Origin of the sequence: Methylocaldum marinum (assembly GCF_003584645.1) — a bacterium.
GTDB classification, from domain to species: domain Bacteria; phylum Pseudomonadota; class Gammaproteobacteria; order Methylococcales; family Methylococcaceae; genus Methylocaldum; species Methylocaldum marinum.
In genome coordinates, this window is the sequence record NZ_AP017928.1 from 5,591,058 (window position 1) to 5,607,299 (window position 16,242).

Sequence of the window (16,242 nt, forward strand, 5' to 3'; positions counted from 1 at the left end):
TAAGAGAACCCGTCCGTGAAACCTTTTTCCTATCGCTATGCCCAAGTTCGGGGTTGGGCGCTGCTCGGCCTTTTATTGCTGGTGCTCATCCTGCTCGGCGGCATGATCTGGCGCAACCTCGAACGGTTCGAAACCATGCGCGCCTACGTCGGTTATGCGCATCACATTCAGGAGGTGGCCTTCAAGTTGCAGGACGCGTTGACGGGTTACTTTACGACCGGTCCAAACCGCCGCGTGCATGCGCAACAGCTTTCCGAGCTTTCGATCCGACTTGCCGAACTGGCGCGGCACGATTATCACGTGGCGGCCGGTACCCCGGACAAACTCACCGAGGTCAGCAGACTGGTCGTCGAAATCAGTCGCGAGCGTCTTCCGCCCGAGCGTCAGGAAGCGCTTTTGCTGCGCGCTTTGAAGATTACCAGCGCCATGTTGGACGAAGAGACCTTGGAGCGGGAAAGATTAGTGGAGGAGATCGGCCGGACGACCCGGACCGAAATCGTCATGGTGTTCGGAACGCTGGCGACCATCCTGCTGTTCGGCGGGCTGTTCTTCCGTCGTCAAATCCTGGCGCCGCTGAATAATCTCAAGGAACTGCTTTTGCGTCTCGCCCATGAAGATTTCACACCGATCGAAACCGCACGGATCGATTCGCTCCTGCTCCCGGTGTTCAGCAGCTATAACGATATGGTGAAGCGGCTGGCCGAACTGGAGGAAGCCAAGCGCCATCATGCGGAATCCCTGGAAGCGGAAGTGCGCGCGGCGACACGGGCCTTGCTGGAGCAGCAGGCCAGTTTGTCCCGGACCGAACGATTGGCGGCGGTAGGCGAACTGGCAGCCGGCATCGCCCATGAATTGCGCAACCCCCTTGCCGGCATCCAGATGACCTGCGTTAATCTTCGAGATGAAATCGGCGACGCCGAACAGGGGGCCAGGGTCGATTTGGTCATTGCCGAGCTGAAACGGATGAGCCGGCTGCTCAACGAACTGCTCGACAACGGGCGGCATACGCCCGCACCGGTCGGCGAATGCGAGGTCGCGGTATTGATACGCGAACTGGTCACGCTGGTTCGTTATCAGATCCAGCCGAATATCAGGCTGGAGTGGGCCGCCTCGGACGATTTGGCCTGCCGTTTGCCGGGATGCCGCCTGAGGCAGACCCTGCTCAATCTGATTCTGAATGCGGCGGAAGCCATCGGCGATCAAAACGGCACGATAGCCATTCGCGCCTGCCGGGGCGAGAATCACGTTCTCCTCACGGTGACCGATGATGGGCCGGGCTTCTCGGAGGAAATTCTGGAAAACGGCATTCGTCCTTTTGCAACCGGGCGGCCCGGCGGTACCGGGCTCGGTCTGGCCATGGTTCAGCGGTTTACGCGCGACCTCGGCGGACAACTGGATCTGGCCAATGTCGAGCCTAAAGGCGCTCGGGTGAGTTTAACCCTTCCTTGTCAATGGGTCTGAGTGCGCCATGCTGAATACTTTGCTGATCGTCGAAGACGAGGCCTTGTTCGGTTCCGAGCTGACACGCCACTACCGCAAAGCGGGTTGGGAGGTGGAGTGGGCCAAGGATCTCAAGGAAGCGAGAGAATTGTTGCTGGAACACGATTTCGAACCTCTCCTGATCCTGTCCGACATGAATCTGCCGGACGGCAATGTCCTGGATTTCATGGAATCGCTCCAGGGGCAGGTCGTCAATACGGAATGGCTGTTGCTCACCGGGTACGGAAGCGTCCCGGATTCGGTACGGGCCTTGCGCCTGGGGGCGTACGATTTCCTCGAAAAGCCGTGCGAAATGGCGCGGCTGGACCTGGTGGTCGCCGCCGCCGCGCGCAGCGTCCAGGCCCAAAAGCGGCTTGCCCAGCAGGTTCGCCAGCGGTTTCGCCGCTATTCGCCGGAAGCCTATGTCGGCAAGAGCCGGGCGACGCAGCGGGTGCGCGAGATGTTGGCGCGCCTGACCCGAGTGCCGTTCAGCGCCTTGATCATCGGCGGCGAAACCGGCACCGGCAAGGGCCTGGTGGCCCGCATCCTGCATTACGGCGGAAAGCGGGCGGAAAACCCGTTGATCGAACTCAATTGCGCGGCGCTGCCGCGCGAGCTTCTGGAATCCGAATTGTTCGGGCACGAGGCGGGAGCCTTCACCGGCGCCTTGGCGCGGCATCGGGGCTTGTTCGAGCAGGCCGAAGGCGGCACTTTGTTTCTCGACGAGATCGGCGAGATGTCCCCGGATCTCCAGTCCAAGCTTCTCAAGGCCATCGAGGACCGGAAGATTCGGCGGCTGGGCTCGGAAAAGGAAATCTCGGTCGACGTGCAGATTCTGGCGGCCAGCCACCGGGATCTGGAGGGCATGGTCAGACGCGGCGAGTTTCGCGGGGATCTTTATCATCGCCTGAGCGTGTTCAAGCTCACGCTGCCGCCCCTGAGAGAAATCAAGGAGGATCTGGAAGAGCTGGTTGAGCTTTTCGTGGCCGAGTTCAACGCGAAGGCCGGCAAGCACGTCAAGGTGGTTCCGGAAGCCGCCTGGGCGGAACTGCGGGCGCACGACTGGCCCGGCAACGTGCGGGAATTGCGTAATGTCATCGAGCGCTGCGTGCTGTTCGCCGAGGGTCCGCAGTTGCCTGCCGAATGGCTGCAGTTGCGCCGCAACGACGCCAGAGGGATGCCCGCGGACGATACGGCGACGGCGGACGGAGTGTTCATTCCGCTGGACGGGAGCATGGCGCTGGACGACATGGACTGTTACATCATTCGAACCACTCTGGAGCGCCACGACGGCAACGTCACCGCCGCCGCCCGCGCCCTCGGCGCGACCCGTGAAACGCTGCGCTACCGGATACGGAAATACGGACTGAAAGAATCGAGCTGAACGGTCGATCGACCTCCAGGGTCGAGTCCGGTGAAGGCCGTACGCGTGGTTCAGAACCACGAGAGACGGGGGGTTCTGAACGCACGGCGAAATGTTTTCTGCGGGGCCGGCTAGGCAGAATGAGCCGACGGTTTCCGCTGCGCCACGTCGTGCGGCCGGGTTTTGACGAACAGGTCGAAGCCCAGCCAGAGCAAAAGCCAGCCCGGCACCTTTTCGAGCATGAGTCCATTCCGGACTATAGACCAGAGCCCAGCTCCGACGAAGGTCAGCGGCAATACGGTCCGAAGATCAACCGAAAGACCGAACCAGCGGCTCAGGCGGCGATTGAGATCATCGATCGCCTCATTCACCGTTAATGTCGTCTCGGGCGAAGCGACCGAAGGCGCGTGCGTCACGCCTTCTACGATGACGTCGAGATCTTGAAGCGATTTGAGGATTCCGGCCTTGTCGCAGCGGCTGGAATCGTAATGCACCGTGAAGCTTCCCGCGGTCGGGTTCACGTGCACGCGGGAAACTTCCGGCTTCGCTTCCAATGCGCTCTTTATCCGCTCGAGGAGCGCGGGATTATGGCGGGTGTGAAGGGATTTCAGCCGTACCCGTCCGGCCGTGGCGCTGGCCATCCACGCCCGATGCGTCTTGCGTGAGCTCATGACAACCGCCTCCTGTTCGTTGCCGACACAACTCAGACCGGAATTCCGAATGGAGTATCCCGCTTCAACCGGTCTTACCACCGGCAGATCCGCTACTGAAAATCGACAATAAACGACCTCGACCAGGCGCAGTAGCCTTCGCGATCGGCGCTTCGGGCCGGGTTCAAATCCACCACCGCCGTGGGGGACTTGAACCAGTCCCCATTCCATCGTCTCGATCGAGAGATGATACGTTTTCAAAATCAATTGGATAGATCTGCGTTTGAGCATGGCACAGAAGTCGCTTCAGCGCACCCGGTTATTGTAACTTTGGGAGTGCGACCATGCCTTCGAACCAAGCTTTGCGCAGGATGCCACGGACCGGTTTGCAGGGACTCTTGGATCATTGGCGGTCGGACCTCGTCTCCGGCTTTCTGGTGTTTCTGATCGCTCTGCCGCTGTGTCTCGGCATCGCCATGGCCTCGGGTTTTCCGCCCATGGCCGGGATCATCAGTGCCGTGATCGGCGGCGTGCTGGTTTCCCGAATCAACGGTTCCTACGTCACCATCAACGGCCCCGCCGCGGGACTCATCGTGGTGATCCTCTCGGCGGTGCAGTCCCTGGGGCAGGGGGACGCCATGGCGGGTTACCGCTATACCCTGGCCGCCATCGTGGTGGCGAGCGTGCTGCAGATCCTGATGGGCGTCTTCAAAGCCGGCAAGCTCAACGCCTATTTCCCGGCTTCGGTGGTGCACGGCATGCTGGCCGCCATCGGCATCATCATCATGGCCAAGCAAATCCATGTGATGCTCGGGGTGAAGCCGGAAGGCGGCGAAATTCTCTCCGCCATCGCCGAGATTCCGCGCAGCGTGATGAACGCCAATCCGGAAATCGCCCTGATCGGCTTGCTCGGCCTGGTCATTCTGATGATCTGGTCCTGGGTCAAGCATCCTTATCTCAAGATGATCCCCGCCCCCTTGATCGTGGTCGTGGTCGGCATGACCCTGGGCCAGGTTTTCGATCTGGATCACAAGCACGTCTACCTGTTTCTGCCGCAGGAGGAATTCCTGCCGCGCCACGAATACACGGTGGGGCCGAAATTCCTGGTGTCGCTTCCGGAAAACGTGCTGGCAAGCTTCTATTTTCCGGATTTCTCCAAAATCGCGACGATTGAGTTCTGGGGGGCGGCGGTATCGATCTGCCTGGTCGGGAGTCTCGAATCGCTGCTGAGCGCCGCGGCGGTGGACAAGCTCGATCCTTACAAGCGCCATTCGGATCTGAACCGCGATCTCACTGCGATGGGGGTGGGGAATCTTCTGTCGAGCGCCGTCGGGGGGCTTCCGATGATCGCCGAGATCGTCCGTTCCTCGGCCAACATCCATAACGGCGCCAAGACCGCCTGGGCCAATTTCTTTCACGGTGCGTTCCTGGGGGTGTTCGTGCTGTTCTTCCCCAGGCTCATTCACGAAATCCCGCTGGCCTCGCTGGCGGCGTTGCTGGTTTACACGGGGTTCCGCCTGGCCTCGCCCAGGGAATTCGCCAAGGCCATGGGTATCGGCAAAGAGCAGCTGGCGCTGTTCTGCATCACGATTTTGGCGGTCCTCGCCACCGATCTGCTGGTGGGCGTATTCATCGGCATCGTGGCCAAGCTGGCGATTCACATTCTTCGCGGCGTGAACGTCAGGAACCTGTTCAAGATCAACTACACGCTCACGCAAACCTCGCCCGGCGTTCATCACGTCCGCATCGACGGATCGGCGATTTTCTCCAATTTCATCGGGCTGAAAAGCGAGCTGTCGACCTTGCCCGAGGGCCAAACGGTGATTTTCGACTTGTCGAACGCCTATCTCATCGACCACACGGTCATGGCGTTCATCGACCATTTTCGCCACGACTATCAAGACCGGGGCGGCCGCTGCGAGATTCGCGGCTTGGAAAACCACCGGCCCTATTCGAATCATCCGCTCGCTGCGCGCCGGCGGAAAACGGCCGAAGGGAAGCGTGCGACTCAACGGTTTGGTCTCGAGACTGTCAAGCACGGCTGATATCCATCGCAAGTCTCCGAGCCATGTCTTTGTTCTTAGCCCATATCAGTTTTTGAACGACACGACCACCATGCCTTTCTCCCCGTTGTGCATAGCCTTGGTCCGGTTTGCCGAGCCCTTGACCGGGACGCTGGAAACCGAGGCCCAGGCCGAATGCCTCATCGACACGCTGCGCGGCTGTTCTCGACGGCGGGTCGAATTGGACTTCACTGGTCTCACCGACGCCAGTTGCGCGTTCTGTGACGCATTTTTCCGGCTCGCTGAATGCGAGCTTCCGGAAACCTGGCTCGTGCCCCGGCGTTACGACGACCTCTGCCCGTGTTTTGTCCACAGACTGGTGAGCCGCTTGGAGCGGATGCGTGAAAAGACCTGGATCAGGGGATGCGAGTCGTTCGTCTCCGCAGCCGATCCCGGCAAGCGGTCTTCAACCGCGTAATGCTCCGAAGTTCGGGATCGCCCGCCGCAGAGCTTTACACTGCGGTTTAGCGGTGCGGATTGGGAAACTTGTAGATACCGTCTTGGAAATCAAGAGGCAAGCCACGGGTCGAGCGCCGTAATGCCGCGAAGGGATTCGCGACCTACAGCGGCACGGTTGTAGGTCGGCAATCCTTTGCCGACGTACACGGTCGATCGGCCCTTTATGTCGGGAAAGGATTCCCGGCCTGCACTTTAAGGAAGCTCTAATTTAGTCTCCAATTCGGAGAAGCGACCTGCGCAACTGAGTGATCTAACAGGCCTTCACCCAACCCTTGCCCGGAGGGTAATGGCTTATTCAGGGCTTCCCAAGAGTGGTACATTGCGTTCGATCGATTGGTTCGTTTTATTTCCAGGCCGGCAATGCGCCTTCGCGCGTACCGATGTAACCGACCACGGCGCGTTGCAGGTGGTGCCATTTTTCGTTCAGTTTCGTGATCACCAGGTCTCTGTCGGGCGCCTTGTAGCTTTTATTCACGTCCTCGCCGGGATGCTGGAAATTGCTCATGATGTAAGAAAAGCCGTGGGCATTCTCCACAACTTGCAGGCCGGCTGCTTCAGCCCCGACCGGCACTGACAGGATGCGCGCCAAGCGGCGGCTGTCGAGGTTGTAGGCCCAGACGTAGTTATTGTTGCGGCGGCTGGTGTCCTCGCCGATGAAGAGCGTGCGGCTCACCCGTGAGAACTTGAGATTGTCCGGCCCGCAAACCTTGTCCTGTTCGCAGCGGTTGCCTTCAGCGTCCTTTCTGTCTTCGCCGTTGCCGTTCTTGCCCAGCCATCCGCCCAGAAGCGCAGGTACGGATTTCATGGTGGATGCTACAAAGCGGCTGTCGATACCGGCTCGGTGGCCGTCCATCAGTTTCAGCTCGTAAACCGCCCCGCCGTCGTTTTGAGGCAGGCGAATATCGCCGGTGTCGTCAGCCATGCCCTTCTCGATGCGGGAGATGGCGACGAAGGCCTTGCGATCCACCGGATCGTGGGTAACGCCTTCCATTTTGGAGAATTCCGTGGTGGCTCCCAGATAGGCGGCATACCTGCGGGTCTCCAGAAAAGCCGCGGCTTTCTCCATGTGGGGCTTGAGCCGCAGCCATTCGGTGCCGGTGTAGGTGACGACTTTCTTGTAGCCGTGTTCGTTGGGTTCGGTGTTGCTGGCGTCGAAGATGTCGTTGAACTTGATGCCTTCATCCACCATGGCCCTGATTTCGGCATCGGAGGCGGAACCCAGCCGGATCCAGCTCAGCTTCGCCGCGCCACCGTCCGATGCCGCGGTCTGCTTCCATTTGGCCGCGTAAAGCGTCCCCGAGGACAGATCGCCGGGCCGGTCGGCGACGAACATGAACAGCCCGGTATTGATCCCGTCGTCGCCCATGTATGCGGTCCGGCGATCAGGCATGATTTCGGCCAGTTCGCGGGAAAACCGGCCGAGCACGTAGTGCTTGGCCGCCGATGCGGTCCCGTTGGCGTCGATTTTCACCTCGGGCACCAAACCGTAGTGGTAGGGATTGGCCCGGGCGGGATCGCCGAAATAATACCGGCTGAAGCTATCGATATCGGTGGTGTCGTCGCTGTCCTCTGCTTTGCTGCCGCCGCCCCGGACTTTGGCGTCCGGTTCGTATTCTTCACTGCCGAGATGGGTGTTCCAGGGTGAAATCGACGCGGCACAGGCGATCCAAAGGCCGTTCACATTGCCGAAACTGATGCTCCGATAGTCCGCGACTTTTAGGGCGCCGGTGAATTTGTCCTGGTCGAGCCTGGCCAGGCTCGCGGTGGCGGGAAGCTTGCTCCAGAAGCGTCCGGTCTGCCCGGCGGGCGGCAGTTCCTTGTATTCGTACTGGGTGACCAGGGCGAGGGTCTCGTTATGAACCGGATCGGCCGCTTTCATACCCGGTATCACCATCAGGGAGTTGCCGTCCGGAGAATCGGAGGCGATTTGACCGTAAGCGTCGGTCAGCGGGTGGTCATGGTCATCGCTCAAGCCGCCTACGATATGCCCGGTTATTGAATCGGTAGTGCCCATCAGTTCGTGATAGCTCAGATCGTAGATTCGGCTTTGACCGTTGCGGTAAATCAATTTCAGGCGGGCTTTGGTGTAGACATCGGTTTTTTCCTCGGCCGTGACGGGGGCAGGCATTCCGATGAACTCGATCGATTTGAGGGTAGGGGCGGCATCGGCCGAGCCGGCAAGAGTCAACAACGTGAGTACCGACGAAGCGGCTACTGCAAAAGCTTTCATGGTCAGAGATGTTTGGAAAGGGGCAAACGCTAATCGACGTTTGTTACGGTTTTATGACAGGCAGCGGAAGTGTGTCCTACGACGCATCACCGTGTTGTTCTGGCTAAAAGTACGTCTTCGCACTGCATGCCCGAAATTGCGGTATTTCCTTGAATTCGATTTGATATTATGCTTCCGGACCGGAATTCATGGGTGGCTTTTGCCGCCCATGGATCCGATCCGGAAATTCCCATCACGATTTGGGATGAAACGTGCTCATGTCCGCGGATTGCTTCGGCAGCCGTCGGATTCGCCTTCTTAACCGACTATTTTTTACGGAGTCAATCGTTCATGAAGACGCTAATCGGTGTAATGACAGGCACTCTCGTCTTTTGCAGCAGTATTTCGGCGCAAGCCGCTCTGTTGGAAGGGCAGTCGGTCTATTTCCAATTCGCTGACGAGGATCTCGAGTACTTCGGGACGCCAACCGTCGAGGGCGATAGCCTGGCTTTTGATTTTTCCGGTATCTCTGCCGCTTCGTCCTCCGCGAGTCAAAGAGAAGTTCTGGAATTTCAGGTTCTCGCCAAAGCCGGCTACCAGGTCGACAAATTCCACCTGAGCGAGGGCGGCGACTACTCGCTGGCGGGAAAGAACAGCAGCGTTTCGGTCAACAGCCGGCTGAGGCTGGACGATTTTACCAACGACGAGCTGTTCCGCGAGTCCACTGAAAAATCGTTCCGGCTCGGCGGCACCGGCGGGGAAAAGGAGGGAAGCTGGAATGCGCTTTTCGAGCTGGCCGTCGCCAACAGCGAAGAACTCGATGTCCTGTTGACAACCATGCTGTGGGCTATGCCGGCGGGCACCGGCGGTGATGCCAGGATTGATCTGAACTCGATCCGCGTGAGCATTAGCGCGATTCTGACCGGCGGCGAACCGGCTCCGGTACCGCTGCCCGCGGCCGTATGGCTGCTGGGTGCCGGGCTGGTCGGCTTGACCGGCGTGGCTGCCCGGAATCGCCGCGGCGCCTTCCTGCACGCTTGAATCAGTCATCGGCCGGTAAGCCCCGCATGTTTTTCGGGGTACTGACAAGTGTCCCGTCAAGCTGATCGCGGACTACGGCCCTCCCTTTCTTCGTCGTGATGCGGGACTGCATCGCAACAGCCTACCGCGACCGGGGTATAAGGATCATGCCTTTGGTCGTTCTTCGCCGGAGGAAGCTTCGACTGTCCGGTCCGGTTGCGTCGGACTTTTCCCGGCGGATCCGAGCGGTCAACCGTCCTTTCGGGGATTATCGGTAAAGCCGTTTGCTTTCGATAAAGCGCAGAACCGGCTCCGGAATCAAATAGCGGGCGCTTTTGCCCGATCTCACGGTTTCCCGAATGCGGGTCGCGGAAATATCGAGCTGGGTGACGTCCACGAAGTGGATCGATCCATGCGGTCGAAGGCTCAATGCAGCCGCATGCTCGGCGCTACGCTCCGCTACATATTGCGCCAAGTCTCCCGTGAAGTCCGGTGCCGTACCCGGCCGCCGCATGACGACGATGTGGGCGAGTTCGAATAATTCCCGCCAGCGGTGCCAGCGGGGAAAGCCGTTGACGGCGTCGAGTCCCGCGATCAGGCACAAGGGTCGGTTTCCGATCTCCGTTCGAAAGGATGCGAGTGTTTCCACCATGTAGGATGGCCCCTGCCGGTCCAGCTCCCGGGTGTCGATGCTAAACCCGGGCTCGGCATCATGCAGGGCCAGCTCCAGCATCTTGAGGCGAAGCGCGGGGTCGGCTTCAGGTTCGGCACGATGGGGCGGCAAACGGCAGGGTACAAAGCGGATCTCATCCATTCCGGCCCCTTCCTTGACTTCCAGTGCCGTCCGCAGATGGCCGTAGTGGATGGGATCGAAGGTTCCGCCGTAGATGCCGATCATGCGTACTTTCTTAGACTGCGATGGTTGAGCCGAAATGCAGGACCAATCGGCCTGCGTACCGATGGAAATGCGCAGTAGGCCGGGAATCCTGGCCCAACGCAACCGGTTCGTCGGCAAGGGATCGCCAACCTAGGGCACCTGAGGCGCGAAGCCGTCCGGCGGGCTACGCTAACCCGCTCAACAAACGGCCTATCAAGTGCGGATATGTCCATCGCCCAGGACGATGAATTTCCGGGTGGTCAGTCCTTCCAGTCCCACCGGGCCGCGGGCGTGCAGTTTATTGGTGCTGATGCCGATCTCGGCTCCCAGGCCGTATTCATAACCGTCGGCGAACCGGGTGGATGCGTTGACCATCACCGAGCTGGAATCCACCTCCCGGAGGAAACGGCGGGCGCGGGTGTAATCCTCGGTCACGATCGCATCGGTGTGCTGCGAACCGTGCCGGTTGATGTGGTCCAGCGCCTCGTCGAGCCCCTCGACCACGCGGATGGACAGGATCGGCGCGAGATATTCGGTGCCCCAATCTTCCTCGGTCGCCGGAATGCAGTCCGGCAGGATCCGAAGGGTTCTCGGGCAGCCGCGGAGTTCCACGCCTTTTTCCCGATAGAGATGCGCCAGATCCGGCAGCAGAATGGGCGCGACGGGAGCGGCAATCAGCAAGGTTTCCATGGCGTTACAGACACCGTAGCGCTGGGTTTTGGCGTTCAGGGCGACTTGAATGGCCTTGTCGAAATCGCAGCGGTCGTCGATGTAGACGTGGCAGATGCCGTCCAGGTGTTTGATCACCGGAATCCGGGATTCTTCGCTGATGCGCTCAATCAGGCTTTTGCCGCCGCGCGGCACGATCACGTCGACATGGCGTTCCATGCGGATCAGTTCGCCGACCGCCGCGCGGTCGGTGGTTTCGATGAGCTGCACGGCATCGCGCGGCAGTCCGCCCTGTTCCAGACCCTCGCGTATGCAGTCGGCGATGGCCTTATTGGAATGTATCGCTTCGGAACCGCCGCGCAGGATGCAGGCGTTGCCGGATTTGAGGCATAGCGCCGCCGCGTCGGCGGTCACGTTGGGGCGGGATTCGTAGATGATCCCGATGACGCCCAAAGGCACTCGCATCCGGCCCACCTGGATGCCGGACGGCCGATAGCTGAGGTCGGTGATTTCGCCCACCGGATCGGGAAGCGCGGCGACTTCGCGAAGTCCTTGAGCCATGGCGGCGATGCCTTTCTCGGTGAGTTCCAGCCGGTCCAGCATCGCGCTGTCGAGTCCTCGTTGCCGGCCGGCCTCGAGATCCTTCCGGTTGTCCGCCAACAAGGCTTGCGTCTTGTCTTGCAGGGCGTCGGCGATGCCCAGGAGGGCGCCGTTCTTTGCGCCGGTTTCCGCGCGGCTCATGGCACGGGAGGCTTCGCGAGCCCGCTCGCCTACCGTGAGCATGTAAATCTGGATGTCATTTTGCATGGGTCGATGAGGAACGGTTGATGGGTTCAATGAAAAACGGTCGTTGCGCCGAGTCCGGGCACGGTTTCTTCGCGAGGGCTGGCGCTGGACATGTTGCGGACCGGAGCCCGGAGCGAAAGCCTCAGCCGACGCTCGCCATGACTCGAGCTCCCGGGGGCGCGGCGAGGCTGATGCAGACCGACAAAAGCGCCTCCCACGGTTCGCCCGTTTCCATGCCTTTAATCACTCTATCCGCCTTTGCGCTGAGCAGTAGAGACCGTTGGACGCCGTCGCGGTTCAGGCGTTGCAGCGCCTGGAGCACGGTCGGTTTGCGCTTGTCCCAGACCTGGCATTTGGCCAGCGCCGATTCGGTCGGGGTGCCTTGGGCGAGCAGCGCCATGATATTGCCGATCAGGCGAATGTCCCGGGTCAGTGCCCAGAGCGCGACCGCCGGCGCTATGCCTTCCGCCTTGAGCCCTGCGAGTACGCGGCAGGCTTTCGCGGTATGGCCGCGCAGGGTTTCTTCGGCAAGGTCGAACACGTCGTAGCGCGCGCTGTCGGCAACGGCCTTGACGATCTGGTCGTCGTCGATCTTGCCCTCGCCGTACAAGATGCGCAGCTTTTCGATTTCCTGGGCGGCCGCCAGCAAGTTGCCCTCGATGCGGGCGGCCAGAATGCGTATGCCCGAGCGGTCGGCCAACAATCCCCTCGCATTCAGGCGGCGGTCCAGCCAGCGCAGCAATTGCTCGCCCTCCAGGGGCCAGACCTGGACCACGATCCCGATCCGGTCAATGGCCTGGTACCATCGGCTTTTCTGTTCGGCACCCGCGATCTTTGGGCTGCTGACGATGAGGACGGCGTCTTCCGCGGGCCGCTCGGCATAACGTACCAGGGCCGCGCCCGCTGTTTTGTCCGGCTTCGCCGGGAGGCGCAGGTCCAAAATGCGTTTTTCCCCGAACAGAGAAAACGAATCGGCGGCTTCCTGTAACAGGCTCCAGTCGAAACCGGTGTCGGCGTAGAACACTTCGCGGCTGCCGTAGCCGGCGTTTCGGGCCGCCAGCCGTACCGCGTCGGCCGCTTCCGCGAGTTGCAGCGGCTCGTCCCCGCTCAGGAAATAAACCGAAGCCAGGCGCTTCTTGAGTTGTCCTCCCAGTTGTTCGGCGGAGAGTTTCACGATTCGTCTTCAGGCGGGCGGTTCAGTGCATAAGCCAAGCGGCGAAACATAAGTTCGGCGGCCTCGCGCTGCATCTCCTGCTGGATCTGGACTTCTTCATGGGTTTGACTGAGAGGCGAGGTCTGATCGTTGAAATAGTCCCGTTTCAGCTCGATTTCTTCACGCGGCAGCAGGATTTCACCCTGGGGCGTGGTGACCTCATAGACCAGCCGATAGCTCAAATCGAACAGGTTGGCACGGCCTTGCTTGCTCAGACCGATGGGGCGGCGATCCTGTCTGACGTGGACGACGTGAATCACGGCGCCGGCCTGGCCGGGAGTCGCCGTGACGCTGCCCCCGGTGTAGGACAAGATCCGTGAAAATTCCCGCAGGAACGGATCGCCTCGGCCCACGCCTTCCACAAAAAAAGTTTTCGCGAGCATCGTGGGCGGAAGGCTGCCGCGAAGATGGTATCCGCAGGCGGAGAGCATCACGGCGAGAATCGCCGAAACCGATGCCGTTATGAAAGATCGTCTTATCATGATCTACACCACGATATTGACCAGCTTGCGCGGGACTACGATGATCTTCCTGACCGGTTTGTCCTCGATGAAGCGTTGTACGTTGGGATCGCCGAGCGCGGCGGCTTCGACGGCATCGTTGGCGGCGTTCACCGGCACGGTGATCTTGCCGCGCAACTTGCCGTTCACCTGAACCACCATCTCCACCGTGTTCTGCACCAGCGCCGACTCGTCCACCTCGGGCCACGCCATGGTTGCGACCGTTTCCGCATGTCCGAGTTCGTGCCACAACCGATGGCAAATGTGGGGTACGATCGGCGACAGCATCAGCACCACGAGCTCCAGCGCTTCCTGTCGTACCGCGCGTCCCTGATCGCCGGCATCGTCGAACTTGGCCAGGGCATTGAGCAGCTCCATGTTGGCCGCGATCGCAGTATTGAACGTGTAGCGCCGGCCGATGTCGTCGCGCACCTTCCGCAGGGTTTCGTGAGTCTGGCGCCGCATGGCTTTTTGCGGCTCATCCAGCGCCACCTTGTCCAATTGCGGGGCCGGACCGTCGTCGACATGCACGGCGACCTGTTTCCAAAGACGCTTCAGGAAGCGGAAAGCGCCCTCTACGCCGCTGTCCGACCATTCCAGCGACTGGTCGGGCGGGGACGCGAACATCATGAACAAGCGTGCCGTGTCCGCGCCGTAACGATCGATCAGGGCCTGCGGATCGACGCCGTTGTTCTTGGACTTGGACATCTTTTCGGTGCCGCCGATCGCGACCGGTTGGCCGTCGGATTTCAGGAGCGCGCCTACGGGCCGTCCCCGTTCGTCCGATTGTACATCCACTTCGGCCGGGTTGTAGTGGTGCTTCTTGCCGTCTTCCGTTTCGCGGTAAAACGTCGGTGCCACCACCATGCCCTGGGTGAGCAGATTGGCGAAGGGCTCGTCGCTGTCCACCAGCCCCTCGTCGCGCATCAGCTTGTGGAAGAAGCGTGCGTACAGAAGATGCAGGATGGCGTGCTCGATGCCGCCGATGTACTGATCCACCGGCAGCCAGTATTTGGCGCGCTGGTCCAGCATGGCGTTTCCGCTGTCGGGGCAGGCATAGCGGGCGTAGTACCAGGACGATTCGACGAAGGTGTCCATGGTGTCGGTCTCGCGTTCCGCCGATCCGCCGCATTTCGGGCACGTGGTTTGGTACCACTCGGGCATTTTCTTGAGCGGTGAACCGACGTCGATAGTGACGTCCTCCGGCAGCACCACGGGGAGCTGGTCTTCGGGCACCGGCACGTCGCCGCAGCTCGGGCAATGGATAATGGGAATCGGGCAGCCCCAGTAGCGCTGGCGGGAAATGCCCCAGTCGCGCAGGCGAAATTGGGTTCGCTTTTGGCCGAGACCTTTGGCTTCGAGATCGGCGGCAATGGCGTCGAAGGCTTGCTGGAAATCGAGACCGTCGTACTTGCCGGAATTGGTTAAGATGCCATATTCAGTGTACGGGGATTCATGTCGTATTTGCGTATGCAACATTGCTATTGCATCGTGAACATTTTCTGGCAGCGCCTTTGTAAATAATCCTTTTTCTATGTATTCAAGAGAAAACGAGCCAATCTCCGTTTTATCGAATTGAATGGCGGCGCTGCTCAAAGCTTCGATTGCTTGAGCGCGATCTCTGAGCAATTGCTCGCTAGAAACAACTCGTTTGACTGGCAACTTATATTTGACAGCAAAGTCCCAGTCGCGCTCATCATGCGCCGGCACCGCCATCACCGCGCCTTCGCCATAGCCCCACAGTACGTAATTGGCGATCCATACCGGCAGTTTTTCGCCGGTTAATGGATGAATGACGAAGCGGCCTGTGGCCATGCCTTTCTTTTCCATGGTGGCGAGCTCGGCTTCCGCCGTGCCGCCCTGCTTGCATTCTTCGATAAACTCCGCCAACTCCGGGTTGCCTTTCGCGGCCGCCATAGCGAGCGGGTGCTCCGCCGCCACGGCGACATAGGTAGCGCCCATCAGGGTGTCGGGGCGGGTAGTGTAGACCTTCAGGACATCGCTGCCGTCCTCGTAGGGGAAGTGAACCTCGCAGCCGTGGCTCTTGCCGATCCAGTTGCGCTGCATGGTTTTCACCTGTTCGGGCCAGCCCGGCAACTGGTCCAGTCCGGCGAGCAGTTCCTCGGCGTAAGCGGTGATGCGCATGAAGTACATGGGGATGTCGCGCTTTTCCACCAGCGCGCCCGAGCGCCAGCCGCGGCCGTCGATCACTTGTTCGTTGGCCAGCACGGTCTGGTCCACCGGGTCCCAGTTCACCGGGGCGACTTTTTTGTAGATCAGGCCTTTTTCGAACAGCTTGGTAAACAGCCACTGTTCCCAGCGATAATATTCGGGCTTACAGGTGGCGATCTCGCGGCTCCAGTCGATGGCGAGTCCCAAGGACTTGAGCTGCTTGCGCATGGTGTCGGCGTTGGCATAAGTCCACGCCGCCGGCGCGACCTTGTTCTGCATCGCGGCGTTTTCCGCGGGCAGGCCGAAAGCGTCCCAGCCCATGGGCTGCAGCACGTTCTTGCCCTGCATGCGCTGATAGCGGGCGATCACGTCGCCGATGGTATAGTTGCGGACGTGGCCCATGTGCAGCCGACCGCTGGGGTAGGGGAACATGGACAGGCAGTAATACTTTTCCCTGCCAGGGTCTTCGACGGCGCGGAAAACGCCTTGGGTTTCCCAGGCGTCCCGGGCTTCTTGTTCGATGGCTTGCGGCTTGTAAATGTCTTCCATACGAGGGGATTTCGGTCGCCGAATTAAACCTTGTAGGATACTAGAGCACTCGCCGGTCTCGCAAATGGGTGCGGGTCTTGTCGGTAGTTCTCAATTCGCTCTGGAGGCCGTGTGTCCAGATCCAAGATAGGGGGGTTAGGCGCGTATCGCATCGAGTCCGCAACCTTCCTGCGGTGTTTCCGCGCGCCGTAACCCACCGAACAAGGCCGCGGAACCGGTGGGTTACGGCGCGC

12 protein-coding genes are annotated in these 16,242 nt (G+C 60.4%); 5 read left to right on the forward strand and 7 right to left on the reverse strand.

The window, feature by feature from the left end:
- Positions 1–15 precede the first annotated feature (15 nt).
- Together sS8_RS25045 and sS8_RS25050 are read left to right on the forward strand one after the other, a co-directional pair.
- Entirely contained in the window at positions 16–1,461 is a 1,446-nt protein-coding gene (locus tag sS8_RS25045) for a sensor histidine kinase (RefSeq protein ID WP_232020429.1), read from the forward strand.
- Between the two features lie 7 nt (positions 1,462–1,468).
- Positions 1,469–2,863, forward strand: coding sequence for a sigma-54-dependent transcriptional regulator (locus sS8_RS25050; RefSeq protein WP_119632142.1), 1,395 nt, complete (start codon positions 1,469–1,471; stop codon positions 2,861–2,863).
- A 110-nt stretch (positions 2,864–2,973) separates the two neighbouring features.
- Here the strand turns inward: sS8_RS25050 and sS8_RS25055 are convergent, their stop codons facing one another.
- The gene (locus sS8_RS25055; protein WP_145986679.1) at positions 2,974–3,513 is read right to left on the reverse strand and encodes an HMA2 domain-containing protein; all 540 of its coding nucleotides are present in this window, start codon (positions 3,511–3,513) and stop codon (positions 2,974–2,976) included.
- A gap of 323 nt (positions 3,514–3,836) precedes the next feature.
- On the opposite strand from sS8_RS25055, the gene sS8_RS25060 reads away from it, so the two are divergent.
- Complete coding sequence (locus sS8_RS25060; RefSeq protein WP_119632144.1) at positions 3,837–5,537, forward strand: SulP family inorganic anion transporter; 1,701 nt, start codon at positions 3,837–3,839, stop codon at positions 5,535–5,537.
- Positions 5,538–5,589: 52 nt separating this feature from the next.
- A complete protein-coding gene (locus tag sS8_RS25065) occupies positions 5,590–5,973 on the forward strand; it encodes a hypothetical protein (protein WP_232020430.1) in 384 nt (127 codons plus the stop codon).
- 384 nt (positions 5,974–6,357) lie between these two features.
- Here sS8_RS25065 and sS8_RS25070 read toward each other — a convergent pair whose 3' ends face one another.
- Entirely contained in the window at positions 6,358–8,244 is a 1,887-nt protein-coding gene (locus tag sS8_RS25070) for a PhoX family protein (RefSeq protein ID WP_119632146.1), read from the reverse strand.
- 330 nt (positions 8,245–8,574) lie between these two features.
- On the opposite strand from sS8_RS25070, the gene sS8_RS25075 reads away from it, so the two are divergent.
- A complete protein-coding gene (locus sS8_RS25075; RefSeq protein WP_170161256.1) occupies positions 8,575–9,264 on the forward strand; it encodes a VPLPA-CTERM sorting domain-containing protein in 690 nt (229 codons plus the stop codon).
- Positions 9,265–9,511: 247 nt separating this feature from the next.
- Here the strand turns inward: sS8_RS25075 and nadD are convergent, their stop codons facing one another.
- The 5 genes from nadD to leuS form a co-directional block, all read right to left on the reverse strand.
- On the reverse strand, positions 9,512–10,141 hold the full coding sequence (gene nadD, locus sS8_RS25080) for a nicotinate-nucleotide adenylyltransferase (protein ID WP_119632148.1): 630 nt from the start codon (positions 10,139–10,141) through the stop codon (positions 9,512–9,514).
- A 192-nt stretch (positions 10,142–10,333) separates the two neighbouring features.
- Complete coding sequence (locus tag sS8_RS25085; protein ID WP_119632149.1) at positions 10,334–11,596, reverse strand: glutamate-5-semialdehyde dehydrogenase; 1,263 nt, start codon at positions 11,594–11,596, stop codon at positions 10,334–10,336.
- A 121-nt stretch (positions 11,597–11,717) separates the two neighbouring features.
- Positions 11,718–12,749: a DNA polymerase III subunit delta gene (holA, locus tag sS8_RS25090; protein WP_119632150.1), complete on the reverse strand. Its 1,032-nt coding sequence runs from the start codon at positions 12,747–12,749 to the stop codon at positions 11,718–11,720.
- Positions 12,746–13,270 carry an LPS-assembly lipoprotein LptE gene (locus sS8_RS25095; RefSeq protein ID WP_119632151.1) on the reverse strand — a complete coding sequence of 175 codons (525 nt, stop codon included), beginning with the start codon at positions 13,268–13,270 and terminating at the stop codon, positions 12,746–12,748. Before sS8_RS25095 ends, holA begins: the two co-directional genes overlap by 4 nt.
- 3 nt (positions 13,271–13,273) lie before the next feature.
- Positions 13,274–16,009, reverse strand: coding sequence for a leucine--tRNA ligase (leuS, locus tag sS8_RS25100; protein ID WP_119632152.1), 2,736 nt, complete (start codon positions 16,007–16,009; stop codon positions 13,274–13,276).
- Positions 16,010–16,242: the final 233 nt, after the last annotated feature.

What these genes read in the sequence shown, in the direction of transcription:
- sS8_RS25095 (WP_119632151.1), bottom strand. Translation starts at nt 13,270, where the DNA reads ATGATAAGACGATCTTTCATAACGGCATCGGTTTCGGCGATTCTCGCC.
- sS8_RS25075 (WP_170161256.1), top strand. Translation starts at nt 8,575, where the DNA reads ATGAAGACGCTAATCGGTGTAATGACAGGCACTCTCGTCTTTTGCAGC.
- sS8_RS25070 (WP_119632146.1), bottom strand. Translation starts at nt 8,244, where the DNA reads ATGAAAGCTTTTGCAGTAGCCGCTTCGTCGGTACTCACGTTGTTGACT.
- nadD (WP_119632148.1), bottom strand. Translation starts at nt 10,141, where the DNA reads ATGATCGGCATCTACGGCGGAACCTTCGATCCCATCCACTACGGCCAT.
- sS8_RS25055 (WP_145986679.1), bottom strand. Translation starts at nt 3,513, where the DNA reads ATGAGCTCACGCAAGACGCATCGGGCGTGGATGGCCAGCGCCACGGCC.
- sS8_RS25085 (WP_119632149.1), bottom strand. Translation starts at nt 11,596, where the DNA reads ATGCAAAATGACATCCAGATTTACATGCTCACGGTAGGCGAGCGGGCT.
- leuS (WP_119632152.1), bottom strand. Translation starts at nt 16,009, where the DNA reads ATGGAAGACATTTACAAGCCGCAAGCCATCGAACAAGAAGCCCGGGAC.
- sS8_RS25060 (WP_119632144.1), top strand. Translation starts at nt 3,837, where the DNA reads ATGCCTTCGAACCAAGCTTTGCGCAGGATGCCACGGACCGGTTTGCAG.
- sS8_RS25050 (WP_119632142.1), top strand. Translation starts at nt 1,469, where the DNA reads ATGCTGAATACTTTGCTGATCGTCGAAGACGAGGCCTTGTTCGGTTCC.